Raw genomic sequence first — 25,271 nt, 5'->3', positions numbered from 1 at the left:
GGGCCCGCGGGTACGACGGGAACATGCGGATATCAGAGCGCAAGGGCGTCATTGCGGCGGCGCTCGTTCCCCCCTTCTTTGCCACCAGCCAGGCGCTCGTACCGGGCCAGCAACAGGGCGCGATCGATCTTGCCGTTCACGTTGACCGGAAAGTCGTCGAGACACACGATGCGGTCGGGCCGTGCATAGACCGGCAGGCTTTGCTTGCAGGCGTGGCGGATACGCGCCGTGCGCGCGCCCCTTGCCCCCTGGGCCTCGGCAGCGGGCGCCAGCACGAATGCCACCAGGCCAACCGGCTTGCCGGCCTCGTCCAGCGGCCACGCCAGCACCGCACACTGGGCGCTGCCGCTGGCGGCCTGCACGACCTGTTCGATCTCCTGCAGTTCGATGCGATTGCCACGGATCTTGACCTGCGTATCGATGCGCCCGTGGTAAAGCAGGCCATCGGGCGACGCGCTCACGGCATCGCCGGTGCGGTACCAGCGGCGATAGCTGCGCCCGGGATAGGCGCGCGCAAAGAAGCGCGTGTCGTCGAGCGGGTTGTCCGACAGGTAGCCGCTCGCCAGTTGCAGGCCGCCGACCAGCAGTTCACCTCGCGCGCCCGCTGGCACCGGCACGAGATACTTGTCGGCCACCACGACCTCGATGCCCGGGTAGGGCTGGCCCAGCGGCACCGCGGGGCGCGATGCATCCGCGAGAAATGCCGGCGTCAGCTCGAAGGTCAGCACGATGACCGTCGTTTCCGTGGGGCCGTAGCCATTGACGATGCGCGTGTTCGGCGCTGCCTGCGACCATGCCTGGGCAAGCGTCTTGGGCAGCGCCTCGCCGCCCATCAAGGTCATCTTCACGCTTGGAAAGGCACCCGGCGCCAGCTTGCGGAACTGCTGCAGCAAAGCCAGGACGGAGGGCACGCTGGCCCAGTGGGTGATCTGGTGCTCGCGGATGAAGCCCGCCAGGTAGAGCGGATCCTGCAGCGCCGGCACATAGAGGCAGCCGCCGGTGGCCCAGCACACATGCACGTCGTGCACGGAAAAATCGAAGGTGAGATCGGCGAACTGGCTGAAGCGGCCGCCGGGCTCGCAAGGATAGCGCTGCATGTGCGCGCTGACGTAAGCCACTGCGCTGCCGTGCGGGATCATGACCCCCTTGGGCGGCCCGCTGGTGCCCGAGGTGAAGATCAGGTAGGCCAGGTCATCCTGCGCGACGAGGGCCGGCCAGGGCGGCGGATCGTGAACGAATGGCGCGGACGGGGTCGGCGCATGTTGTGGGTCGCCGCCCGGAGAATCCCACGCTTGCGCATCGAGCATGACGATGCGCAGGTCCGGCGGCAGCAGCGGCATGAGCGCGGCCAGTTGCGGCGCGCAGACATGGTCGACCAGCATGACGCGCGCACCGGAGCGCGCCACGATGGCCGCGTTGCGCGCAGCGGGAAAGCGCGGGTGGATCGGCACGTAGGCCATGCCGGCGGCCAGCACGCCGAGCAGGCCGGCGTAGGCGCACGCGCTGCGATGCGCGAAAAGGATGCAGTTGCGGTTCGCGCCGCCGGCAAACGGGGTCAGCGCGGCGCTGACGCCTTGCGCACGGGCGCGGACTTCCTCGTAGGTGTAATAGCGCCCCTCGACCCACAATGCATGATCAGCCGGGCTCTGCGCGGCCGAATTGAAGAAAAATGCGTGCAGCATCCTGCCTGCCTCCCACCCCTGGGTACCGGCCCGGGAAGACGCCGGCACGACTGCTTCCCCACTGAAATGGCACCGGCTCGCAGGGCCGTGCTCTATCGCCCGCCATTGCTTTCACGGCGCCGCGCTGTCCTGCCAAGGTATGCCGCTTCGCAATTCAAAACAAGCTGCGATGCTTTCAATGTATTGAACCTATACCTACAAGGGGGTAGTCCGAATGGCGGATAGGCGTGTGGCCAATCGCACGCTGGGGCCAAAACGCCGCAGCGTCATATGCCGTGGCGCGGCGGCGCACGCCGCGGCCCGCGGCTCGTTTCGCCATTGTCACGCGAGGCGCGGCCCGTAAGCGGCCGCCGGCACCGGGCGATGGTGGCAGGACGACTGCGCGATGGGCACGCCGGCCCTTCCGCCAGACGGCTTAGTCCACCGAAACAGGCAGTGCGCACAGACATTCGCCAGCCGATTGTGACGTGCCCGACAGTTCAGATCACGCCCTGCCCGCGCAGCGTCCGCAAGGACTCCTGCGTCAGCCCGAGCGCGCCATAGATATCCGCGTTGTGCTCGCCGACTCCGGGGCCGCTGCGCGGCGCAGGCGCGTCGTGTCCGGAAAAGCGCGGCACCACGCAGGGCGCCGGCACGGTGCCGAGGTCGGGATCGGGCAGGCGCACGACGGCCCCGCGCGCCTGGAAGTGGGGGTCGTCCAGGATATCGGCGATGGTGAAGATCTTGCTGAACGGAACCTCGTGCGCCGCCAGCGTGGCGGCGGCGTCCGCATAGGCATGCGCGGCGAACCAGGTGGCGATCTCTGCGTCGAGCGCATCGATATGGCGCACGCGCGAAGGATTGCTGGCGTAGCGCGCGTCCTGCGCCATCGCCGGCTGCCCGAGCGCGGCGCACAGGCGCCGGAAGATCGGGTCGGACGACGCCACCAGCGCTTGCCGCGGTTGGTGATCTTCCAGTAGAGCGACAGATCGCCCTTGACCGGCGCCAGCCCGCGCAGCGGGTCCGAGCCGTCGGGCAGCTCCAGCTTGACCACGTCGGCRCCCATGTCGGCGCACAGCGTGCTTGCGAACGGCGTGGCCACCACGGTGGCCATGTCGAGGATGCGGATGCCGGCCAGCGGGCCGGCGCGGCGGGAAGGCTGTTGAGCGCTGTCTTGTGTCATGTCTTTCTCAGGGTTGCCCGCAGGCCCGGGCAGCGCGGCAGGCGCGGCGGCGCAAGAGGTGGCGGCAGAGGTGGCGGCATGCATCGTGACGGCCCTCAATCCAGCGTGGTGCCGGTCGACTTGACCAACGCGGCCCACCAGCGCGAATCGTTGCGGATCTGCGCGGCGAACTGTTCCGGCGTGTTGCCGACCGGCTCGGCGCCGAGATCGGCAAGGCGCTTGCGCATGGCCTGCGACGCCAGGATCTTCACGCTCGCCTGGTTCAGCCTTGCGATCACCGCCGGTGGCGTGCCGGCCGGTGCCATCAGGCCCTTCCATGCGGTCACCACGAAGCCCTTGACGCCGGCTTGCTCGGCGGTCGGCACGTCCGGCAGCGCGCTTGCGCGCTGCTCGCTCGCCACCGCCAGCGCGCGCAGCTTGCCGGATTGCATATGCGGCATCAGCGCGGGCATGTTGTCGATCATGAGGTTGATGTGGCCGGCGATGAGGTCGGCCACCGCCGGGCCGCTGCCCTTGTAGGGCACGTGCTGGAGCTTGAGGCCGGTGAGCTGGTTGAACAGCTCGCCGCCGAGCTGGGCCGGCGAGCCATTGCCGGGCGAGCCGAAACTGAGCTGCGCGGGATGCGCCTTGGCATAGGCGATGAATTCCTTCAGGTTGCGCACCGGCAGGCCCGCGTTCACCACCATCAGGTTGTGCTCGCGCACCAGCATGACCACGGGTGCCAGGTCGCGCGCCGGGTCGAACGGCATCTTGGCGTAGAGACTGGGATTGATCACCGTGGGACCGGCGGCGGCCAGCAGCAGCGTGTAGCCGTCCGGCGCCGCGCGCGCGACGAGCTCTGCGCCGATATTGCCGCCGGCGCCGGGCCGGTTCTCCACGATCACCGTCTGGCCGAGTTCGTCCTTGAGGCGCTCCGACAACAGCCGCGCCAGGATGTCGGTGGAGCCGCCGGGCGCGAACGGCACCACCAGCCGGATCACCTTGCCGGGATACGGCGCGTCCGCCAGCGCGGGCCGCAGCGGGACCAGCGCGCCCAGCAGCATGGGCAGGGCGGCGAGAATGTGTTTGATCATGGTGTCTCCTCGGACGATGGGCGCACGCCGCGGGCAGGCTCAGCCGCGCGCGGCGGCAAGCGCGAGCGTGCGCTTGGCGATATTGAGCTGGTGGATCTGGCTGGTGCCTTCGTAGAGGCGGAACAGCCGCACGTCGCGATAGAAACGCTCGATGCCGAAATCGGCGATATAGCCGTAGCCACCGAACATCTGCACGCAGCGGTCCGCCACCCGACCGCACATTTCGGACGCAAAGTATTTGCAGATCGACGCCTGCATGGTCACGTCCTCGCCGCGGTCGCGTGCGCGCGCCGTTTCCAGAACCAGCGCGCGCGCGGCGTGGATCTCGGTCTGGCAGTCGGCGATCAGGGCCTGCACGAGCTGGAAATCGGCCAGCGGCTGGCCGAACTGGCGGCGCTCGCTGACGAAGCGCACGGCTTCGTCGAGCATGCGGATGGCGGGCCCCGTGCACAGTGCCGCCAGGTGGATGCGTTGCTTGTTGAGCACCTTCATCGCGGTGCGGAAGCCCTGCCCTTCCTCGCCACCGATCAGGCTGGCGGCCGGCACGCGGCAATCCTGGAAATGCACTTCGGACACGGGCGATCCGGCCTGCCCCATCTTCTGGTACGGCTGGCCGGTGCTCAGGCCCGGCGTGTCGCGCTCGACCAGGAACGCGGAGATGCCGGCGGCGCCGCCGCGCTCCGGGTCGGTGCGCGCCAGCACGGTAAACAAGCCGGCGATGGGCGCATTGGTGATGAAGCACTTGCTGCCGTTGAGCACGTAGTGATCGCCCTCGCGGCGCGCGGAAGTACGCAGCGCTGTGGCGTCCGAGCCGGCCTCGGGCTCGGTGAGCGCGAAGGCGCCGGTGAGCGCGCCGCTGGCCAGCAGCGGCAGGTAGCGCTGCTTCTGCTCGGGCGTGCCGTCGGCCACCAGCGCTTCCGAGCCGATGCCGGTATTGGTGCCGACGCGCGCGCGGAACGCCACCGAGCACTGCGACAGCTCGATGGCGGCCAGCACCAGTTCCTCGGTGGTCATGCCCGCGCCGCCGTAGGCCTCCGGAATGGAATAGCCGAACAGGCCGGCCCCGGCCATCTCGCGCACCAGTGCCGCCGGCACCTCGTCGCGCGCGGCCACCTCGGCCTCGCGCGGCACCAGCCGTTCGCGCACGAAACGGCGCAGCTCCGCCAGGAAAGGCTGGAAGGTTTCCGGGTCCCTGATCATCTGTCTGTCTCCACTGTTCTTTCCGCCCTGGGGGGACGGTGTGCGAAGCAGCGTAGTAAGCGGCGCGCGGAAACAGGACCGTTGTTTCGCTATCTTGAACCCCAGATCCGCCGCGCGAGGCGGCGATGGCTATGATGGAGGCTCGTTCCCCACAGCCCTGCCGCCCATTCATGCCAAGCCGCCCGCATCATCCCGATCCGGCCTTCGCCACCACGCTGGCGCACGGGCTGGCGCTGCTGCAGTGCTTCCGCATGGGCGAGCCGGTGCTGAGCAACAAGGAGCTGGCCGAACGCACCGGGCTGTCCAAGGCCACGATCTCGCGCCTCACCTACACGCTGGCCGCGCGCGGGCTGCTGCACTACGACGGCGAACTGCGTCGCTACCGGCTCGGCACCACCACGCTGTCGCTCGGCTATCCGCTGCTGGCCAGCATGCGCGTGCGGCAGCTGGCGCGGCCGCTGATGAAAGCGCTCGCCGACCGCGTCGGCGGCTCGGTCTCGCTCGGCCTGCGCGACCGCTTGGAGATGGTCTATGTGGAAACCAGTCGCGGCCATGAAGCCATCGCGTTCCGGCCCGACATCGGCGCCACGCTGCCGATGCTGGCCACGGCGATGGGCCGCGCCTGGCTGTGCCGGGCGCCGCAAGATGCACGAGAGAGCGTGCTCGCGGCCTTGCGCGAGACCGAGCCCGCGCAGTGGCGCGAACACGGCGCGGCGCTGGAAGAGGCCGCGCACGACCTGGCCACGCGAGGCTTCTGTCTTGCGCGCGGCGAATGGCAGTCAGACGTGCATGCGGTCGCGGTGCCGATGCACGAGCCGATCGACGGGGAGATCCTGGTGTTCAACTGCGGCGTGCCCGGCGCGCGCATGGCGCCGCGCAAGCTCGAACGCGACATGGGCCCGCGGCTGCTGCGGCTGGTGCACGGCGTCGAAGCCGCACTGGCAAAGGCATGACGATGCAGCCTGCAGGGCAAACCGGCGAACGCGACCGCCAGTTCGCCAGCACGCTGGCCCGCGGCATCGACATCCTGCTGGCCTACCGGCCCGGCGAGGCCCTGCTCGGCAACGCAGACTTCGCGCGGCGCGCGGGCCTGTCGAAATCCACCGTGGCGCGGCTCACGCACACGCTCTGCGCGCTGGGCTACCTGCGCCACGATGCGGCGCTGGGCAAGTACCGGCTAGGTGCTGCCGTGGTGTCGATGGGCTATCCGCTGCTGGCGGGCATGCAGGTCCGCCAGATCGCGCGACCGCTGATGAAAGCGCTCGCCGACCACGTCGGTGGCGCCGTGTCGCTGGGCATGCGCGAGCGCACGCGGATGATCTACGTGGAGACCGCGCGCTCGACCGACAGCCTGGTGGTCACGCCCGATATCGGCGCGGCGCTGCCCATGCTCGCCACGGCGATCGGGCGCGCCTGGCTGGCCCGCGCGCCGGCCGCGGAGCGCACGGCGGTGCTCAACCGGCTCAGGCTGGAGGATCCGGAGATGTTCCGGCGACTCGCACCGGCGGCGGAAAGAGCCCGGCAGGATTTTGCGCGGCGCGGCTATTGCATCAACCGCGGCGAATGGCGCGATGAGGTGTACGGCTTCGCGGTGCCTTTGCTGCAACCCGTGGACGCGCAACTGCTCGTGCTCAACTGCGGGGTGCCGGCACGCGCGGGCAGCTTCGCCGCGGTCGAGAAGGACGTGGCGCCCCGGCTGGTGACGCTGGTGCAGACGGTCGAAGGCCTGCTCGGGATGCGCTGAACGACAGAGACGCTGCGTGGCAGCGTCCCTGTCCTGTCACCGGCGACAGGACGCCGGTGACTGGACGCCGGCTAAGCCCGGCTAACCCGGGCCAACCCTGGCCAACGCTTAACTGACGCGCTCCAGCACTGCGGCAAAGAAGCCGTCGGTCTGGTGCACGTGCGGATAGAGCGCCAGCATTTCGGCATCCTCGGGCAAGCCCGGCACCACGATCTTCTGCTCGGCCAGCACCTGCGAGGCCGGCACCAGGCGGAAGCCCGGATGCGAGCCGAGGAAACCGCGCACGATGCCCTCGTTCTCGGCCTCCAGCACGCTGCAGGTGGCATAGACCACGCGCCCGCCGACCTTCACCAGGCGCGCGGCGGACTCGAGGATCGATGCCTGCTTGGCGGTCAGCTCCAGCACCGACTGCGGCGACTGGCGCCACTTCAGGTCCGGATTGCGCCGCAGCGTGCCGAGGCCGCTGCAGGGCGCGTCCACCAGCACGCGGTCGATCTTGCCGGCCAGGCGCTTGATCTTGGCGTCGTGCTCGGAATCGATCTGCACCGGATGCACGTTGGACAGCCCGCTGCGCGCCAGGCGCGGCTTGAGGTTGGCCAACCGCTTCTCGGACACGTCGAATGCGTAGAGACGGCCGGTCGAGCGCATCAGCGCGCCCAGCGCCAGCGTCTTGCCGCCCGCGCCCGCGCAGAAATCGACCACCATCTCGCCGCGCTTGGGTGCAACCAGGTTGCACAGCAACTGGCTGCCTTCATCCTGCACTTCGACCAGGCCATTGACGAACAAGGGCAGCTGGTTCAGCGCAGGCTTGCCAGCCAGGCGGATGCCCGCGGGCGCCATCGGCGTGGCCTCGGCCTTCAGGCCTGCGGCCTCCAGCTCGGCCAGCGCGGCTTCGCGCGAGGTCTTGGCCAGGTTGGCGCGCAGGTCCAGCGGAGCCGGGCGCAGCCAGGCATCGCCCAGCGCTTCGACGAAGGCCGCGTCGTGGCGCGCCGCGAGCTCGTCGAACAGCCACTCGGGCAGGTTGGCGCGCACGCGCGGGGCCAGGCTGGCGCGTTCGATGGTGGTCAGCCGGTCCAGCCACTCGCCTTCCTCGGGCAGCAGGAAGGGGGTCAGCACGTCGCGGCCGAGCGTGGCTGCCAGGCCCAGCAGGGCGAGGCGGCGCTGCGAGGCGCCCGTGCCGGAAGCGGCGAACTGCGAGAACTCGACCCGCCGGCGCAACACCGCGAACACGGCTTCGGCGATGATGCCGCGCTCGCGGTGCCCCAGTTTCGGGTTTTCGCGGAAGTAATAGCTCACCACCACGTCGGACGGGCGCGTGAACATCAGCACCTTGCCCAGCAGGCGGTCGATGTGCTGGATATGGACGGCGTGCAGGCCGCCGTGCGGCGCGCGGCCCTGCTGCGGCGCGTGGCCGTCGCGGCTGTCGCTGGTGCGCGCGGCCTGGCGGATCGGCGTGGCCTTGCGCTTGTTGCGGACGGGCTGGCGTGCCCCTGCGGTATTCCGGCTCATGACTGCACCTCCTTAGCGGCAGCAAAGGCCGTGAAAAGCTGGGATTCGGCGGGGTCGACGCTGACCACGCCGGCATGCACGCGCAGCCGGTCCTCGACGAACCAGCGCACTGCGCGCGGGTAGATTGCGTGTTCGGCCGGCAACAGGCGCTCGGCCAGGCTCTCGGGCGTGTCGCCGGGCAGCACGTCGAGCGCGGCCTGGACGATCACCGGGCCGTGATCGAGCTCGGGTGTGACGAAATGGACGCTTGCGCCATGCACTTTGACGCCTGCCTCGATGGCCTGGCGATGCGTATGCATGCCGGGAAAGCAAGGCAGCAGCGAAGGATGGATATTCAGCATGCGCCCCGCATATTTGTCGACAAACCCCGGCGTCAGGATACGCATGAAGCCGGCCAGCACGACCAGATCGGGGGCATGGGCATCGATGGCAGCACCGAGCGCCGCGTCAAAAGAGGCGCGATCTGCATATTTCTTGTGATCGACCACGCCGGTCGGCACGCCATGATCGGCGGCGAACTGCAGGCCTTCGGCATCAGGCCGGTTGGACAGGACGGCCGCCACGCGCGCCGGCCAGCCCTCGGCGGCACAGGCGCGGACGATGGCTTCCATGTTGGAGCCACGCCCTGAAATCAGGATAACGATATTTTTCATCGCGCAATTCTACCAAGGGAGGACCCGTACACGACCAAAGCGAGCGCATTAGGCACTTAAAACACGCTAAACCCCCGTCGGCGCAACGATTTGCATGGCCTGCGCGCAACGGTGTTCCTTGTCGCATGATTGTGACGCCTCGCCCGCTCTGCTAGAGTGGCTGCTATCGTCCACGCGCAGACCGTTTCACGCGGCTTCAAGTGACAACAAGGACGAAGTGAGAAATTAGACGGGATATCGCATGTCGAACGCTGCACCGACCTTGCTGGTGGTCGATGATCATCCAATGGCCTTGTCCGGCACCACCGCCTTCCTGGCGGAAGTGATGCCCGACGTCGCGGTCCATGCCGCCGGGAGCGCCAAGGAGGCGCTCACCACCTTGCAACAGGGGTTGCGCCCGGACATCGTGCTGCTCGATATCTGGCTGACGGACGGCACCGGCTTCGATGCCATGCAGGCGCTCAAGACGCTGGTCCCCTCCGCGCGCTTCATCTTCATGTCGGCCGAAGCCACGCCCGAGATCGTGGGCCGTGCGCGCGCGCTGGCCGCCTACGGCTTCGTCGGCAAGCACCTCGACGCCAATGCCTTCACCGCGGCGGTACGCAAGGTGCTGGCGGGCGACACCTCCTTCCCCTCCGACGAAGCCCTCAACGGCCGCGCCCAGTCCTTCGGGCCGGCCCACGGCATTCCTGTCACTCCGGCCGAACTGGGGCTGACCCCGCGCCAGGGCTCGGTGCTCGCGCTGGTGCTCGAAGGCCTGCCCAACAAGGTCATCGCACGGCGCCTGGGACTGACCGAGAACACCGTCAAGGAACACGTCTCGGCCATCCTGCAACGGCTCGGCGTGCGCACGCGCATGCAGGTGATGTCGCGCATGGAGCGGTTCCGCCTGCGCCAGTAAGCGCACGAAGCCCGGCGGATCGGGCCGGGAAGCACGATCAGCACGATCAACTCGATCAGCGCGATCGGATATCTGCATGATCGGAATGTTCGGAACAAGGCGAAGCGCTGGGCGTGCAACTTTGCAAACGGCGCTGGCCGTGGCCGCGTAACGCGGCGCCGGGACCTTCCGATGGCGCCTGTCAGGCCGGGCGCAGCCAGCGCCGCAGCAACAGGCGCAGCGCCGCCGGATCGACCGGCTTGGGCAGCACGAAGTAGCCGGCTTCCTCGGCCGCCGCCAGCGCGTCGGATTTCAGGTCGCCGGACAACAGCGCGCTGCGCGCCTGCGGCTGCGTGTTCTGCCAGCGCTCGAGCAGGTCCAGGCCATTCTCGCTGCCAGGCAGGCGCAGGTCGCAGAAGATGATGTCCGGCTTGAGCCCCTGCCCGAACAGGTGGTCGGCGTCCGCGCCGTGGGCCGCGCAGGCTACCTCGATACCCCAGGCTTCCATCAGCGCGATCCAGGCCTTGCGGATCTGCGTATCGTCGTCCACCACCAGCACGGTGCCGCGCAGGCGGTCCGGCTTGGCGTCCTCGGCCTGCGCCGAGGCGCGCACGGCCCGGATCGTGGCGACGGTCTCGGCCTCCACCGGCGCCAGCGAGAACCAGAATACCGACCCCCGCCCCGGCACCGAGCGCACACCATAGGTGCCGCGCATCAGGCGCACGCACTCCTTGAAGATGGCCAGCCCCAGCCCCAGCCCCTGGGACGGATCGCGCTGCGGGTTATGCACCTGGTAGTAAGGCGAGAAGATATCGGGCAGGTGCTCCGGCGTGATGCCGGCGCCGGTGTCCCACACCTCCACGCGGATATGCTTGCGGCGCTCGCGCGCGGTCACCAGCACGCCGCCGCGGCGCGTGTAGCGCAGCGCGTTCTGCACCAGGTTGAACAGCGCGCGGCGCAGCAGCACCGGCTCGGCCATGGCATACAGTTCCTCAGGCACGCGCGGCGTCAGCGTCAGCCCGCTTTCGCGCGCATCCGCGGCGAACTGGCTCATCACCTCGTTGATGAGATGGCCGAGTTCGCACGGCTCCAGCGTGGGCAACACCTTGCGGCCTTCGAGCTTGGACAGGTCCAGCAGCGAGCGGAACAGCAGGTCGATGGTCTGGGTGCCGGCCGCCACCTGCTCGACCAGCGGATGCAGCGAAGACGACTTGTTGCGCGCGCGCAGCGCCTCGACCAGCATCACGAGCGCATGCACGGGCTGGCGCAGGTCATGGCTGGCGGCGGCGAGGAAGCGGGATTTCTCCTCGCTGGCGTGCAGCGCCCTTTCCTTTTCTTCCTGGAACTGCTTGGCCAGTCGCCGGCTGTCGCTTTCGAGCTGGATCGCCCGCACCAGCGTGCGCTGCAGGTTCAGCGCATGGCGCGTGAGCATGATGGCGTAGACCATCAGCAGCAGTTGCACGTAGGTGCCGTGACCGGGAAATGCATAGTCGGCCAGCAGGATATTGGGCACCAGGATCGGGACGCCGGCGTAGACCAGGTTCGACGGCACCGGCGACTGGGCGGTGACCCCGCCCGCCAGCACGCCGAGCGCCAGCAGGTACAGCACGCTGGAGAACACGGTCGAGCCGGTAAAGAGATGCAGCAGGGCGGAGCTGCCCCAGGTCAGGCCGGTCAGGAAGGCCATTGCCCGCATATTGGCCCACCACTTGCGCGTATGCGCCGAGCGGCTCATGGTGGCGCCGTCGCGCAGGTAGCCGAAATAGAACCAGCCCGTAGCGGTGGTCAACACCAGCATCACGCCGCACCAGCCCAGCAGCGCGGCATGGTCGGCAGCGGACCAGAAGGCGATCGCGGTCAGGACCGGCAGCACCAGCGAGGCGACGATGGCGGTGGGAGAGACGCGGTGGATGGTCGCCAGCAGCTTGGCCCGCGTGTCGGTATCGAGCGGAGGCCCTGGCGGCGGCAGGATTCGGTTGAGCAGCGCGATCAAGGGAAGGGCTGGGGCGTCGGAAGCGATCCGCCGTATCATGCCGCCTTTTGGGGCGCGGCGCCACGCCGATGGGTCGATCCGTGCACAAAAACGCCAGCTCCCGGCCCCGCTGCGGCGCGGCCGGGCGAAACTTGCCCCCCATTCGCCTTATAATGCTCGCTTTATCCGAACGCCTGACGCCGTCCTCGTGAAAGTCTTCCGTGGCCTGCCCAATGCCGAGAGCCGTGCGCCCTGCGCCCTCACCATCGGCAATTTCGACGGTGTCCACCGTGGCCACCAGTCGCTGCTCGCCCGCGCGCGCGCGGCGGCAGACGCGCGCGGCCTGCCGCTGTGCGTGATGACCTTCGAGCCGCACCCGCGCGAGTTCTTCACCCCGGACAAGGCGCCCACGCGCATCGCGCTGCTGCGCGACAAGCTCGAGAGCCTGCGCCGCAACGGGGTCGACCGCGTCGTCGTCGAGCATTTCAACGCCCATTTCGCCGCCCAGTCTCCGCAAGCGTTCGTGGAGAACGTGCTCTGGCATGGCCTGCACACGCGCTGGCTGCTGGTCGGCGACGATTTCCGCTTCGGTGCCAAGCGTGCCGGCGACTTTGCCTACCTGCAGCAGGCCGGCGGCCAGTTCGGCTTCGACGTGGAACAGATGGGTTCGGTCTCCGAAGGCGGCGTGCGCATCTCCAGCTCCGCGGTGCGCCAGGCGCTGGCCGACGGCGATCTCGAGCATGCGCGCCGCCTGCTCGGCCACGGCTACGCCATCAGCGGCCACGTGATCCATGGCCGCAAGCTGGGGCGCGACCTCGGTTTCCCCACCCTCAACCTGCGCATCTCCCACAAGCGGCCGGCGGTCAGCGGCATCTTCGTGGTGCAGGTGCACGGGCTGGGCGAGCATCCGGTACCGGGCGTGGCCAGCATCGGCGTGCGCCCGACCATCGAGGATGCCGGCCGGGTCCTGCTGGAAGTCCACCTGTTCGACTTCAGCGAGAGCATCTACGGCAAGCTGGTGCGGGTCGAATTCATGAAGAAGCTGCGCGACGAGGCCCGCTTCGACGGCCTCGAAGCGCTGACCGCGGCCATCGCCAAGGACAGCGCGGACGCCCGCGCCTTCTTCGGCCTGACCGCGCCGGGCTCGCCCGCGGGCACCACGCTGGCAGCGGGCGGGCGCGACTTCGCCACTTCCGCCACCGACCGAATTAGCTAGCGCCCCGTTCCCGCGCAGCGGGACCCGGGTCGCTACCCCTTCAAAACCGTGGCTTCCCCGCAGCCTGCCCACGCCGTACCGCGCGCCCGCACCCAGCCGAGCTAGTGCCCCGCGCGGCAACCGAATTGCCCCGAGAATCGACATGTCCAACGACAAACGCGCCAAGCCCGAAAAAAGCAAGTATCCGGTCAACCTGCTCGAGACCCCCTTCCCGATGCGCGGCGACCTGCCCAAGCGCGAGCCGCTGTGGGTCAAGCAGTGGCAGGAAAAGCAGATCTACAAGAAGATCCGGGCCGCCCGCAAAGGCGCCAAGAAGTTCATCCTGCACGACGGCCCGCCGTACGCCAATGGCGACATCCACATCGGCCACGCCGTCAACAAGATCCTCAAGGACATGATCGTCAAGGCGCGCGGCCTGTCCGGCCTCGACGCGGTCTACGTGCCGGGCTGGGACTGCCACGGCATGCCGATCGAGATCCAGATCGAAAAGCAGTTCGGCAAGGGCCTGCCGGTGCAGGAAGTCCAGTCGAAGGCGCGCGCCTACGCCACCGAACAGATCGCCCGCCAGAAGCTGGACTTCGAGCGCCTGGGCGTGCTGGGCGACTGGGAACACCCCTACCTGACCATGAACTACAGCAACGAAGCCGACGAGCTGCGCGCGCTGGGCAAGATCATGGAAAAAGGCTACGTGTTCCGCGGCCTCAAGCCGGTGAACTGGTGCTTCGACTGCGGCTCGGCGCTGGCCGAGGCCGAGGTCGAGTACAAGGACAAGACCGACCTCTCGATCGACGTGGGCTTCCCCTTCGCCGAGGCCGACAAGCTCGCGCATGCGTTCAAGCTGCCCGCGGCACAGCTGGCCGCCAAGCCCGGCTGGATCGTGATCTGGACCACCACGCCGTGGACCATCCCGTCCAACCAGGCGCTCAACGTGCACCCGGAAGTGGAGTACGCGCTGGTCGACACGCCGCGCGGCTACCTGATCCTGGCCACCGAGCGTGTCGAGGAACAGCTCAAGGTCTACGAGCTCGAAGGCAGCGTGCTGGCCACCACCACCGGCGCGGCGCTGTCGGAGATCCGCTTCCACCATCCGCTGGCCAAGATGGACGCGGGCTACGACCGCCTCTCGCCGGTCTACCTGGGCGACTACGTCACCACCGATACCGGCACCGGCATCGTGCACTCGGCGCCGGCCTACGGCGTGGAAGACTTCCAGTCGTGCAAGGCGCACGGCATGAAGGACGCCGACATCATCAGCCCGGTGATGGGCGACGGCGTCTACGCCAGCACCCTGGCGCTGTTCGGCGGCGAGAAGATCTGGGACGCCAACCCGAAGATCGTGGACACGCTCAAGGCCTCGGGCAACCTGTTCAACTCGCACAAGTACACCCACAGCTACATGCATTGCTGGCGCCACAAGACGCCGATCATCTACCGCGCCACCTCGCAGTGGTTCGCGGGCATGGACGTGGACCCGGTCGACGATGGCCCCACCCTGCGCGAGACCGCGCTGGCCGGCATCGAGGCTACCGAGTTCTTCCCCGCCTGGGGCAAGCAGCGCCTGCACAACATGATCGCCAACCGGCCCGACTGGACCCTGTCGCGCCAGCGCCAGTGGGGCGTGCCGATGGCCTTCTTCCTGCACAAGGAAACCGGCGCGCTGCACCCGCGCACGCCGGAACTGCTGGAAGAAGTGGCCAGGCGCGTGGAGCAGCACGGCATCGAAGCCTGGCAGACGCTGGACCCGAAGGAGTTGCTCGGCGACGAGGCCGCCCTCTATGAGAAGAACCGCGACACGCTCGATGTCTGGTTCGACTCCGGCACCACGCACTGGAGCGTGATCCGCAGCTCGCACCGGGAAGACCTGTACGATCCGTCGGCCGACCTGCCCGAAGGCCGCCTGGCGGACCTGTACCTGGAAGGCTCGGACCAGCACCGCGGCTGGTTCCACTCCTCGCTGCTGACCGCCTCGATGCTGTATGGCAAGCCGCCCTACAAGGCGCTGCTGACGCACGGCTTCACCGTGGACGGCGAAGGCCGCAAGATGTCGAAGTCGGTCGGCAACACGGTCTCGCCGCAGGATGTGTCGAACAAGATGGGCGCCGAGATCATCCGCCTGTGGGTGGCTTCGACCGACTACTCCGGCGAACTGTCGATCTCCGACGAGATCCTCAAGCGCGTGGTGGAGGGCTATCGCCGCATCCGCAACACGCTGCGCTTCCTGCTGGCCAACCTGGCCGACTACGACCACGCGCAGCATGCGCTGCCGGTGTCGGAATGGCTGGAGATCGACCGCTACGCGGTGGCGCTGGCCGACCGCCTGCAGCGCGAGATCCTGTCGCACTACGACGGCTACGAGTTCCACCCGGTGGTGGCCAAGCTGCAGACGTTCTGCTCGGAAGACCTCGGCGGCTTCTACCTCGACGTGCTCAAGGACCGCCTCTACACCACGGCCGCCGGCTCCAAGGAGCGCCGCGCCGCGCAGAACGCGATCTACCACATCACCCAGGCCATGCTGCACTGGATGGCGCCCTTCCTCTCGTTCACCGCCGAGGAAGCCTGGCAGATCTTCGGCCACGGCACCGAGCACCGCGACACCATCTTCACCAGCACCTACTACGAGGTGCCGGCGGTCGACCAGGCCGACGAGCTGCTGCAGAAGTGGCACGCCATCCGCGAAGTACGCGCGGAAGTCACCAAGCAACTGGAGTCGGTGCGCGTGGACGGCGAGATCGGCTCGTCGCTGCAGGCCGAGGTCACCATCCAGGCCGGCGGCCCCGTGCTGGCCGCGCTGCAAAGCCTGGCCGACGACCTGCGCTTCGTGCTGCTGACCTCCGCCGCCAAGGTGGCGCCCGCGCCGGAAGGCGGCGACCTGCTGGTCACGGTCACGCCGTCGGTGCACGCCAAGTGCGAGCGTTGCTGGCACTACCGCGCCGACGTCGGCCGCGACCCGGCCCACCCTACCCTCTGCGGCCGCTGCGACAGCAACCTGTTCGGCGCCGGTGAACACAGGAGCCACGCCTGATGGCCACCACCACCACGCGTAGCGCGCGCGGCACCAAGCGCGCCAGCAAGGGCAGCAGCACCACGCCGCTGCTGTGGCTGGCGTTCGCCCTGCTGGTGATCGTGCTCGACCAGTTCTTCAAGATCGTCATCGTCCGGACCTTCGCCTACGGCGAGTCGCGTCCCGTGACCGGCTTCTTCAACCTGGTGCTGGTCTACAACAAGGGCGCGGCGTTCAGCTTCCTGGCCGACGCCGGCGGCTGGCAGCGCTGGTTCTTCACCGGGCTCGGCGTGGTGGTGGGACTGTTCATCGTGTGGATGCTGTACCGCCACACCGGCCAGCGCCTGTTCTGCTTCGCGATCTCGCTGATCCTGGGCGGCGCCATCGGCAACGTGGTGGACCGGGTGGCCTACGGCCATGTGATCGACTTCCTCGACTTCCACATGCGCAACTACCACTGGCCCGCGTTCAACGTGGCGGAYTGCGCSATYACGGTGGGCGCSGTRYTGCTGATCGTSGAYGAACTGCGSCGCGTGCGCCGSCACTGAGGGCGGCCGCCGGCGGCAGGCACGCGCCCCGCTCAATAGCGGATCGCGTACCAGGCATGCTTGAGGTATTCGGCAAGCACGGCGCTGCCCTCGTAGATCACCAGCGAGTTCGTCAGGCTCGCGCCGGGATAGACGCCATGAGCGCCCCACTCGACCTCGCCCCAGGTCTGGCGGAACGATTGCAGGGCCCGGCTGGTGTGATACCAGCTGGTCACCAGCACCGCCTGGCGGGGCGCGAAGCGCTCCAGTTGCGCCCGCGTCATGCGGGCGTTTTCCATGGTGCTGCGCGAAAAGCACTCGTAGCCGATACGCCCGCGCGGCACACCGGCCATGACCAGCCGGCGCACGTTCAACAGGCAGTCTCCGGTGCCGGTGACGAACACGAAGGGCGCCACGCCGGCGTGGTACAGCTCCGCCGCGCCGATCACGCGCTCGCCCGACTCCCCGCCCAGCACCACGATCCAGTCCGCCCGCGCCGGTACGTCCTCGCGCGGCAGCCATTGCCTGGCGAAGGCCAGCAGCAGCACGGCGAGCGCCAGCGCGCAGGCCAGCAACAGCAGGATCAGGTTCTGCAGGCGCAGGGGCCGCTGCGGGCGGTGCTGGCGAAACAAGGGACGTGGCGACATGAGGACGGCGAGGAAGGTGGCTCGGCAGAGGCGGCAACGGGGGCGGGAGCGCCGGTGACGGCGCGCCCGCCAACGCGCACGCGGGCAAGCCGGTATTATTGACGTTTCTCCGGCGCGGCGGAATGCAATCGATGGGCAACCCGGCCGCGGCACCCGGATCACAACTTCGAGCAAAGAGCATATCCATGGATCTGCGAGGCAAGCATCTCGTCCTTGGCATGACCGGCGGCATCGCCTGCTATAAATCGGCCGAGCTGGTCCGCCTGCTGACCAAGGCCGGCGCCACCGTGCAGGTGGTCATGACCGAGGCCGCCACCCAGTTCATCACCCCGGTCACCATGCAGGCGCTGTCCGGCCGCACGGTGTTTACCTCGCAATGGGACGCGCGCGTGGGCAACAACATGGCCCATATCGACCTCTCGCGCGAAGCCGACGCCATCGTGATCGCGCCCGCCTCCACCGATTTCCTTGCATGGCTGGCCMAYGGCCTGTGCGACGACCTGCTGTCCACGCTGTGCATCGCGCGCGACTGCCCGCTGCTGGTGGCACCCGCCATGAACCGGCAGATGTGGGCGGCACCGGCGACCCAGCGCAATGCCGCGCAGCTGCGCGCCGACGGCGTGACGGTGCTGGGCCCGGGCAGTGGCGACCAGGCCTGCGGCGAAGTCGGCGACGGCCGCATGCTGGAGCCGGCGGAGCTGGTGGAGGACATCGTCGCATTCTTCCAGCCCAAGCCGCTTTCCGGGCGCCGCGTGGTGATCACCGCCGGACCCACCTTCGAGGCCATCGACCCGGTGCGCGGCATCACCAACCGCTCGTCCGGCAAGATGGGCTTCGCCATTGCGCGCGCGGCCCGCGAGGCCGGCGCCGACGTGATCCTGGTGGCCGGCCCGACCGCCCAGCCGACGCCGCGCGGCGTGGCGCGCACCAACGTGGAAAGCGCCCAGCAGATGCACGACGCGGTGCTGGCGAGCCTGCCCGCCGCCGACGTGTTCATCGCCGTGGCGGCCGTGGCCGACTGGCGCCCGGCCGAGGTGGCCACGCAGAAGCTCAAGAAAGCCAACGACACCGACACGCCGACGCTGCAATTCGTGCAGAACCCGGACATCCTCGCCGCCGTGGCCGCGCGGCCGGACGCGCCCTACTGCGTGGGATTCGCCGCCGAGAGCGAGAAGCTCGAGCAGTACGGCGAACAAAAGCGCCAGCGCAAGAACGTGCCCTTGCTGGTAGGCAATATCGGCCACCACACCTTTGGCCTGGACGACAACGAGATCGTGCTGTTCGATGCCAAGGGCATGACGCGCCTGCCGCGCGCCGACAAGCTGACGCTGGCGCGCGACCTTGTCGCGGCCATCGGCCAGCGCCTGCCCGCCCGCGGCTGAACCCCCTCGCACGAGCCCCGACCATGTCAGAAAGCAAACCCAAGCTGCGCCTCTCGGTGCTGGACCAGAGCCCGGTCATCGCGGGCCATAGCGCGCGCGATGCACTGGCCGCCACGGTGGATCTGGCCCAGGCCGCCGATGCGCTCGGCTACACGCGCTACTGGTGCGCCGAGCACCACGGCCTGCGCGGCGTGTGCAACCCCGCGCCGGAAGTCATGCTGGCGCGCCTGGGCAGCGTCACGCAACGGATCCGGCTGGGCTCGGGCGGCGTGATGCTGCCCTACTACAGTCCCTTCAAGGTGGCAGAGCAATTCCGCATGCTGGAGGGCCTGTTCCCCGGCCGCATCGACCTCGGCGTGGGCCGCGCGCCGGGCGGCGACATGCGCACCGCGCAGGCGGTGGCGATGGGCGACTACAACCGCGGCGACCGCTTTGCCGAGCAGGTGCAGGATCTGTCCTGGCTGGTGCGCGGCGAAGTGCCGCCGGGACATGTCGCCGAGGGCGTGGTGCTGCAGCCGGAGATCGATACCCGGCCCGAGCTCTGGGTGCTGGGTTCGAGCGACTACGGCGGCGCGCTGGCGGCCCGGCTGGGGCTGCGTTTCGCCTTCGCCCATTTCATCAATCCGCATATGGGCCACGCGGTGGCGCGCCATTACCGCGAGGATTTCGCGCCCGCCTATGAAGAGCGGCCGTACAGCGCGGCGGCGATCTTCGTGATCTGCGCCGACACCGAAGCCGAGGCCGCGGAGCTGGAGCGCGCCGTGGACCTGCGCCGGCTGCAGATGGCCTATGGCGTCAACGCGCCGATCCCTTCGCTGGCGCAGGCCGCACAGCACGAACTGACGGAACGCGACCGCCTGATCGTCGAGCGCGAGCGCCCGCGCACCATTTGCGGCACGCCGGAGCAGGTGGCGCAGCGCATGCTGGACCTGCGCGAGCGCTTCGAGGCCGATGAACTGGTGGTGCTGAGCGTGGCCGCGAGCTATGCGGCGCGGCTGCGCACCTACGAGCTGCTGGCGCAGGCCTTCGCGCTCCCGGCGGCCTGAGTCCGGTGGCCGTCCGGGTCCGCTCGGCTATCATCTCGGGTTGCCAACGTTTTTAGTTTTCCGGAACCGACCAGCCATGACCATCGAAGCGAACCCCACCGTCGAAATCAAGGTGCTCGACGCACGCCTGCACGAGTGGGGCCTGCCCGCCTACCAGAGCGACATGGCGGCGGCGATCGACCTGCACGCCTGCCTGGACGCGCCGCTGGCCATCGAGCCCGGCACGCCGGCGCAACTGGTGCCGGCCGGCTTTGCCGTGCACATGGCCAACCCCTATATGGCGGCCACCATCGCGCCGCGCTCGGGGCTGGGCCACAAGAAGGGACTCGTGCTGGGCAATTCCATCGGTGTGATCGATGCAGACTACCAGGGCCCGATCATGGTCAGCGTATGGAACCGCAACGCGCCCGGCACCGAGCCGATCGTGATCCAGCCGGGCGAGCGCATCGCGCAGATGATGTTCGTGCCGGTGCTGCGGCCGGTGTTCAAGACGGTGGAAGATTTCTCCGCCGACACCGCGCGCGGCGCGGGCGGATTCGGCTCGACCGGCGTGCATCACGCCGGCAAGGGCGCCTGAGCGCCCCGGCAGGGATCCGGCGCGCTCAGCGCGCCTGTTCGAACAGCAGCGCCACGCCGCCGGCCACCGAGGCCGGTATCAGGCTTTCTTCGGGGCCCAGGTCCAGTGCGCCCACGCCGGCGGCGCGCCAGCCCGCGCGAGCCGCGGCCAGGTCGCCGGTGCTCAGCCGGATGGCCGCATAGCCCGGCACCGCGCGCCGGACGTGCTCCGTGCCGGTGGCGGCCGGCAGCGCCTGCGGCGTGGTCACCACCAGCGTGGCGCCATCCAGCGCCAGGCTGCAGATGTGATCGCTGAGCTGCGTCATCTCGCCGCCGGTGAGTTCGGCATAGGCGCGGCCAGCCGCTTCCACCAGCGCCGGCGCGACCACCAGGAACATCGCGGCGATACCGGTGGCGCCGTTGGCGTGCGTGGTCCATTCGGGGCGCCACAGCAACTCCGGGGTGCGGTGCTCGCACAAGAAAAAGCGGGCGCCGGGAGCGTCGTCGATGGCGGTGACGCGGAACGTGGCAGGATGCTCGCTGCCGTCGTCCAGGCGCACCGGGCGCGAGAATTCGATCGGATCCGAGGTGTGCCAGCCGCCGCGACGCAGTTGCGCCGAGGCCTCGAAGCTGTCGGCGCTCTTGCAGGACAACGCCGCGCATCCGCCGCCGGCTTGCTGGGCATCCCAGTAATACTGCCGCGTGGGGCTGGGGGCCGTGACATGCAGCAATTCGAGATAGTCGCTCCCCAGCATCACGCAATGGTTTTGCGAGCCGAGCGTATGGTAGCCGCGCGGCGTCAAGGTAAAGCCGAGCCCGCGCCACGCCTGCGCCGCGGCATCGAGGTCTGGGCACACCATCACGGCATGGTCTAGCGGTTCCGTCGTCATCGCTGCCTCGGCAATTCTCTGCAAATCTCTGTCATCAATCGAACTGGATATTGGCCTTGCGCGCCACGGCCTGCCATTTGTCGTGCTCGTGCCGCACCAGGCTGGCGAGTTCGGCGGGGCTGCCACCGACGATCTCGAACCCCTGCGTGGCCAGCGCGTCCATCACGCGCTGCTGGCGCAGCGCGCGCACCAGCGCATCGTGCAGCCGCATCACCGTCGCCTCGGGCAAGCCGGCCGGGCCGAACACGCCGATCCAGGAATAGGCCTCGAAGCCACGGTAGCCCTGCTCGCTCACGGTGGGCAGTTGCGGGAACTGGCGCAGGCGCGTGGTGCCGGTCACGCCCAGCAGCTTGACCGTCTTGGCCGCCACGTGCGCCTGCACGGCGGCATAGCTCGAGAAAAAGACGTCGACTTCGTTGGACAGCACGGCCTGTACCGCCGGGCCACCCCCTTTGTATGGAACATGGAGGAAACGCACCCCGGCTTCCGTCGCCAGGGCTTCCGCAGCCAGCTGGTTCAGGCTGCCGATGCCCGACGACGCATAGTGGATGCTCTCCGGCTTCTCGCGCGCCATCTGCACCAACTCCTTCACATTGGAGGCGGGCAGCGAGGGATTGGCCGCAATCACAAGAGGGAAGCGCACCAGCTGCGAGATCGGCGTGAAATCGCGGAAGGTGTCGTAAGGCAGGTGCTTGTAGGCAAACGGGTTGATCGCGTGGGTATCGAACGCCATCAGCAAGGTGGTGCCGTCCGGCTTGGCGCGCGCCACCGTGCTGGATGCGATCAGGCCACCCGCGCCTGGCTTGTTGTCGATCACCACGGTCTGGCCCAGCAGGCTCTTGAGGCCAGGCTGGAGCTGGCGGGCGACGATGTCGACGCTGCCGCCCGGGGGGAAAGGCAGCACCATCGAGATCGGGTGGCCGGCACCGCCGATTGCGGCTTCGCCACCGGCGGCGGCCAGGCCGGGCACGGGAATCAGGGGCATCGCGCCCAGCGGCAGCGATTTGAGGAGCAGGCGGCGCAGCCGCGAGCAATCGGGTCGGGACATCGGGTACTCAGGCGAATGGCGGGCTCGCGCGGCTGCAGCGGCAGTCGCACCCGGCCATAACAAAAAGGGCGGCATTGCTGCCGCCCTGTATTTTGCCCGAGGATAGCACGGATTGCAGACGACGGCCCGGCCGCCGTCCACACGCCTCAGACTTCTGCCTTCTCGTTTTCCGGCGCCTCCGGCGGTTCCGGCGGTTCGGCCGCAGCCTCCGCGAAGTCCAGCTTGATCTGGTCCTGCTCGTCGAGATCGACCACGACCTTGCCGCCCGAAACCAGCTTGCCGAACAGCAGTTCGTCGGCCAGCGCCTTGCGGATCAGGTCCTGGATCAGGCGCTGCATCGGCCGCGCACCCATCAGCGGATCGAAGCCCTTCTTCGCCAGGAACTTGCGCAGTTTCTCGCTGAAGCTGGCTTCCACCTTCTTCTCGTGGAGCTGTTCCTCGAGCTGCATCAGGAACTTGTCGACCACGCGCAGGATGATTTCCTCGTCCAGCGAGCGGAAGCTGATCATGGCGTCCAGGCGGTTGCGGAACTCCGGCGTGAACATGCGCTTGATGTCGGCCATCTCGTCGCCTTGCTCGCGCGACGAGGTGAAGCCGATGGTGGCGCGGTTCATGGTCTCGGCTCCCGCATTGGTGGTCATGATGATGATCACGTTGCGGAAGTCGGCTCGGCGACCGTTGTTGTCGGTCAGCGCGCCATGGTCCATCACCTGCAGCAGGATATTGAAGATATCCGGATGCGCCTTCTCGATTTCGTCCAGCAGCAGCACGCAGTGCGGCTTCTTGGTGACGGCCTCGGTCAGCAGGCCGCCCTGGTCGAAGCCGACGTAGCCCGGGGGCGCGCCRATCAGCCGGCTCACCGCATGGCGCTCCATGTATTCGGACATGTCGAAGCGCAGCAGCTCGATGCCCATGATGAAGGCGAGCTGCTTGGCGACTTCGGTCTTGCCGACGCCGGTCGGGCCCGAGAACAGGAAGGAGCCGATCGGCTTGTCGGTCTTGCCCAGGCCAGCGCGCGACATCTTGATGGCCGAAGCCAGTGCCTCGATGGCGGGATCCTGGCCGAACACCACCGACTTCAGGTCGCGGTCCAGGGTCTGCAGCTTGCTGCGGTCGTCCTGGTTGACGCTCTGCGGCGGGATGCGGGCGATGCGCGAAACGATGTCCTCGATCTCGCTCTTGCCGATGGTCTTCTTCTGCTTGGACTTCGGCAGGATGCGCTGCGCGGCGCCTGCCTCGTCGATCACATCGATGGCCTTGTCCGGCAGGTGGCGGTCGGTGATGAAGCGGGCCGACAGCTCGGCTGCGGCAGTCAGCGCCGCCGCCGCGTACTTGACGCCGTGGTGCTCCTCGAAGCGCGACTTCAGGCCGCGCAGGATCTGCACGGTCTGGTCGACCGACGGCTCCACCACGTCGATCTTCTGGAAGCGGCGCGACAGTGCCGCGTCTTTCTCGAAGATGCCGCGGTATTCCGTGAAGGTGGTCGCGCCGATGCACTTGAGCTGGCCCGACGACAGCGCCGGCTTGAGCAGGTTGCTGGCGTCCAGCGTGCCGCCCGAAGCGGCGCCCGCGCCGATCAGCGTGTGGATCTCGTCGATGAACAGGATCGCGTTCGGATTGTCCTTGAGCGACTTGAGCACGCCCTTGAGGCGCTGCTCGAAATCGCCGCGGTACTTGGTGCCGGCCAGCAGCGCGCCCATGTCGAGCGAGTACACGACCGCCTTTTCCAGGATGTCGGGCACTTCGTTCTTGGTGATGCGCCACGCCAGGCCTTCCGCGATGGCGGTCTTGCCTACGCCGGCCTCGCCCACCAGCAGCGGGTTGTTCTTGCGCCGGCGGCACAGCACCTGAACCACGCGCTCGACTTCGCTCTCGCGGCCGATCAGCGGATCGATCTTGCCGGCCTTGGCCAGCACGTTCAGGTTCTGGGTGAACTGCTCCAGCGGGCTTTCCTTGCCATCGCCGCCCTCGCCCTCGGCCGTGCCGTCGCCATGCTTGGCCGGCTCGGCCTGGTCCTTGCGGATACCATGGCTGATGAAATTGACCACATCCAGCCGCGTCACGCCCTGCTGCTGGAGGTAGTACACCGCGTGCGAGTCCTTCTCGCCGAAGATCGCGACCAGCACATTGGCGCCGGTCACTTCCTTCTTGCCGTTCGAAGTGGACTGAACGTGCATGATGGCGCGCTGGATCACGCGCTGGAAACCCAGCGTGGGCTGGGTATCCACCTCGTCGGTGCCGGGCACCACCGGGGTGTTGTCCGCGATGAAATTCTTCAGACTGGTGCGCAGATCCTCGATATTGGCTGCGCAGGCGCGCAAGACTTCCGCTGCCGTGGGGTTGTCAAGCAACGCCAATAGCAGGTGCTCCACGGTAATGAACTCGTGGCGTGCCTGCCGCGCTTCAACAAACGCCATGTGCAGGCTGACTTCCAATTCTTGCGCAATCATGCTTCCTCCATCACGCACTGCAACGGATGACCCGCCTGCCGCGCGTGCGTTGACACCAGCTCGACCTTCGTCGCCGCGATATCCCTGGTATAGATACCGCAAACCCCCTTGCCTTCCCGGTGGACGGTCAGCATGATCTGCGTCGCCGTCTCCCGGTCCCTGCTGAAATACTGCTGCAGGATCATCACGACGAACTCCATCGGGGTGAAGTCGTCATTCAGCAGCAGGACCTTGTACATCGCGGGCGGCTTGAGCGCCTGCTCTTTCCGCTCCAGTACGGTGCCTGCTTCGCGTTGTGGGACATTTGCCAGCCGTGTAGCCATGGCTTTATTCTAACCCTTACGCACAACTCTGCAATTTGGGGAAAAGACGCCGGATTCAAGAGGCCGATGCAGCGACCGTCGAAATTCCGGAGATGCCGAATGCATCCGGGTACACCTCGCGGGAGCCGCGGCGCTGCCGGGCTCCAGTCCCCTCCAAAATACCACCGACCGCCGTTCCTTTCCCGCCACACCCTACGGGGAGTGGGGAATCTGCCAACTTGACAGGGGTCAGGTTTGACAGAAGAATCGTTCGCACATTCACGTCTGGTTACGCGAGCCAAAGCAACAAGCCGGACCTGGGTGATCCGTGA

The 25,271-nt window shown here is 68.2% G+C and carries 20 protein-coding genes and 1 pseudogene; 9 read left to right on the top strand and 12 right to left on the bottom strand.

The genetic code is table 11. The features are described from left to right. Positions 1-32: 32 nt before the first annotated feature. From AC1DK4_RS24245 to AC1DK4_RS24230, 4 genes and pseudogenes are all read right to left on the bottom strand, one after another. Positions 33-1,682: an amino acid adenylation domain-containing protein gene (locus tag AC1DK4_RS24245; protein ID WP_441618565.1), complete on the bottom strand. Its 1,650-nt coding sequence runs from the start codon at positions 1,680-1,682 to the stop codon at positions 33-35. 479 nt (positions 1,683-2,161) lie between these two features. After that, a pseudogene (locus AC1DK4_RS24240) lies at positions 2,162-2,844 on the bottom strand (CoA transferase). Between the two features lie 95 nt (positions 2,845-2,939). After that, positions 2,940-3,917 carry a Bug family tripartite tricarboxylate transporter substrate binding protein gene (locus tag AC1DK4_RS24235; RefSeq protein ID WP_441618563.1) on the bottom strand — a complete coding sequence of 326 codons (978 nt, stop codon included), beginning with the start codon at positions 3,915-3,917 and terminating at the stop codon, positions 2,940-2,942. 39 nt (positions 3,918-3,956) lie between these two features. Beyond that, positions 3,957-5,117 (bottom strand): acyl-CoA dehydrogenase family protein, encoded by a 1,161-nt coding sequence (locus tag AC1DK4_RS24230; protein ID WP_441618561.1) that lies wholly within the window; start codon positions 5,115-5,117, stop codon positions 3,957-3,959. A 170-nt stretch (positions 5,118-5,287) separates the two neighbouring features. On the opposite strand from AC1DK4_RS24230, the gene AC1DK4_RS24225 reads away from it, so the two are divergent. Both AC1DK4_RS24225 and AC1DK4_RS24220 read left to right on the top strand, forming a co-directional pair. Continuing rightward, positions 5,288-6,070, top strand: coding sequence for an IclR family transcriptional regulator (locus AC1DK4_RS24225; protein WP_441618559.1), 783 nt, complete (start codon positions 5,288-5,290; stop codon positions 6,068-6,070). After that, a complete protein-coding gene (locus AC1DK4_RS24220; RefSeq protein ID WP_441618557.1) occupies positions 6,067-6,861 on the top strand; it encodes an IclR family transcriptional regulator in 795 nt (264 codons plus the stop codon). Before AC1DK4_RS24225 ends, AC1DK4_RS24220 begins: the two co-directional genes overlap by 4 nt. Before the next feature lie 108 nt (positions 6,862-6,969). On the opposite strand, the gene AC1DK4_RS24215 is transcribed toward AC1DK4_RS24220, so the two are convergent. Both AC1DK4_RS24215 and purN read right to left on the bottom strand, forming a co-directional pair. Further along, the gene (locus AC1DK4_RS24215; RefSeq protein ID WP_441618555.1) at positions 6,970-8,370 is read right to left on the bottom strand and encodes an RsmB/NOP family class I SAM-dependent RNA methyltransferase; all 1,401 of its coding nucleotides are present in this window, start codon (positions 8,368-8,370) and stop codon (positions 6,970-6,972) included. Further along, complete coding sequence (gene purN, locus AC1DK4_RS24210) at positions 8,367-9,023, bottom strand: phosphoribosylglycinamide formyltransferase (RefSeq protein ID WP_441618553.1); 657 nt, start codon at positions 9,021-9,023, stop codon at positions 8,367-8,369. Before purN ends, AC1DK4_RS24215 begins: the two co-directional genes overlap by 4 nt. Positions 9,024-9,264: 241 nt before the next feature. On the opposite strand from purN, the gene AC1DK4_RS24205 reads away from it, so the two are divergent. Beyond that, positions 9,265-9,924 (top strand): response regulator, encoded by a 660-nt coding sequence (locus AC1DK4_RS24205; protein ID WP_441618551.1) that lies wholly within the window; start codon positions 9,265-9,267, stop codon positions 9,922-9,924. Positions 9,925-10,105: 181 nt separating this feature from the next. Here AC1DK4_RS24205 and AC1DK4_RS24200 read toward each other — a convergent pair whose 3' ends face one another. Continuing rightward, positions 10,106-11,935, bottom strand: a complete 1,830-nt coding sequence (locus AC1DK4_RS24200; RefSeq protein ID WP_441618549.1) for a sensor histidine kinase — start codon at positions 11,933-11,935, stop codon at positions 10,106-10,108. A 148-nt stretch (positions 11,936-12,083) separates the two neighbouring features. Here AC1DK4_RS24200 and AC1DK4_RS24195 point away from each other — a divergent pair, with 148 nt between their 5' ends. From AC1DK4_RS24195 to lspA, 3 genes are all read left to right on the top strand, one after another. Next, positions 12,084-13,091 carry a bifunctional riboflavin kinase/FAD synthetase gene (locus tag AC1DK4_RS24195; RefSeq protein WP_441618547.1) on the top strand — a complete coding sequence of 336 codons (1,008 nt, stop codon included), beginning with the start codon at positions 12,084-12,086 and terminating at the stop codon, positions 13,089-13,091. A 142-nt stretch (positions 13,092-13,233) separates the two neighbouring features. Continuing rightward, positions 13,234-16,113 carry an isoleucine--tRNA ligase gene (gene ileS / locus AC1DK4_RS24190; RefSeq protein WP_441618545.1) on the top strand — a complete coding sequence of 960 codons (2,880 nt, stop codon included), beginning with the start codon at positions 13,234-13,236 and terminating at the stop codon, positions 16,111-16,113. Beyond that, complete coding sequence (lspA, locus tag AC1DK4_RS24185; protein ID WP_441618543.1) at positions 16,113-16,640, top strand: signal peptidase II; 528 nt, start codon at positions 16,113-16,115, stop codon at positions 16,638-16,640. Before ileS ends, lspA begins: the two co-directional genes overlap by 1 nt. Positions 16,641-16,672: 32 nt before the next feature. On the opposite strand, the gene AC1DK4_RS24180 is transcribed toward lspA, so the two are convergent. Next, positions 16,673-17,266: a YdcF family protein gene (locus AC1DK4_RS24180; RefSeq protein ID WP_441618541.1), complete on the bottom strand. Its 594-nt coding sequence runs from the start codon at positions 17,264-17,266 to the stop codon at positions 16,673-16,675. Positions 17,267-17,451: 185 nt separating this feature from the next. Here AC1DK4_RS24180 and coaBC point away from each other — a divergent pair, with 185 nt between their 5' ends. From coaBC to dut, 3 genes are all read left to right on the top strand, one after another. Further along, positions 17,452-18,648, top strand: coding sequence for a bifunctional phosphopantothenoylcysteine decarboxylase/phosphopantothenate--cysteine ligase CoaBC (gene coaBC, locus AC1DK4_RS24175; RefSeq protein WP_477131827.1), 1,197 nt, complete (start codon positions 17,452-17,454; stop codon positions 18,646-18,648). 23 nt (positions 18,649-18,671) lie between these two features. Continuing rightward, complete coding sequence (locus AC1DK4_RS24170) at positions 18,672-19,694, top strand: LLM class flavin-dependent oxidoreductase (protein ID WP_441618537.1); 1,023 nt, start codon at positions 18,672-18,674, stop codon at positions 19,692-19,694. A gap of 76 nt (positions 19,695-19,770) precedes the next feature. Then, positions 19,771-20,271, top strand: coding sequence for a dUTP diphosphatase (dut, locus tag AC1DK4_RS24165; protein WP_441618535.1), 501 nt, complete (start codon positions 19,771-19,773; stop codon positions 20,269-20,271). A gap of 25 nt (positions 20,272-20,296) precedes the next feature. Here dut and AC1DK4_RS24160 read toward each other — a convergent pair whose 3' ends face one another. The 4 genes from AC1DK4_RS24160 to clpS all read right to left on the bottom strand — a co-directional run bounded on the left by AC1DK4_RS24160 (position 20,297) and on the right by clpS (position 24,960). Then, on the bottom strand, positions 20,297-21,139 hold the full coding sequence (locus AC1DK4_RS24160) for a VOC family protein (protein ID WP_441618533.1): 843 nt from the start codon (positions 21,137-21,139) through the stop codon (positions 20,297-20,299). 34 nt (positions 21,140-21,173) lie between these two features. Beyond that, a complete protein-coding gene (locus tag AC1DK4_RS24155; protein WP_441618531.1) occupies positions 21,174-22,187 on the bottom strand; it encodes a Bug family tripartite tricarboxylate transporter substrate binding protein in 1,014 nt (337 codons plus the stop codon). Between the two features lie 146 nt (positions 22,188-22,333). After that, complete coding sequence (gene clpA / locus AC1DK4_RS24150; protein ID WP_441618529.1) at positions 22,334-24,637, bottom strand: ATP-dependent Clp protease ATP-binding subunit ClpA; 2,304 nt, start codon at positions 24,635-24,637, stop codon at positions 22,334-22,336. Beyond that, complete coding sequence (gene clpS, locus AC1DK4_RS24145; RefSeq protein ID WP_006157525.1) at positions 24,634-24,960, bottom strand: ATP-dependent Clp protease adapter ClpS; 327 nt, start codon at positions 24,958-24,960, stop codon at positions 24,634-24,636. Before clpS ends, clpA begins: the two co-directional genes overlap by 4 nt. Positions 24,961-25,271: the final 311 nt, after the last annotated feature.

The organism is Cupriavidus sp. 05N38 (assembly GCF_056397345.1).
This window is presented reverse-complemented; position numbering and strand designations above follow the sequence as displayed.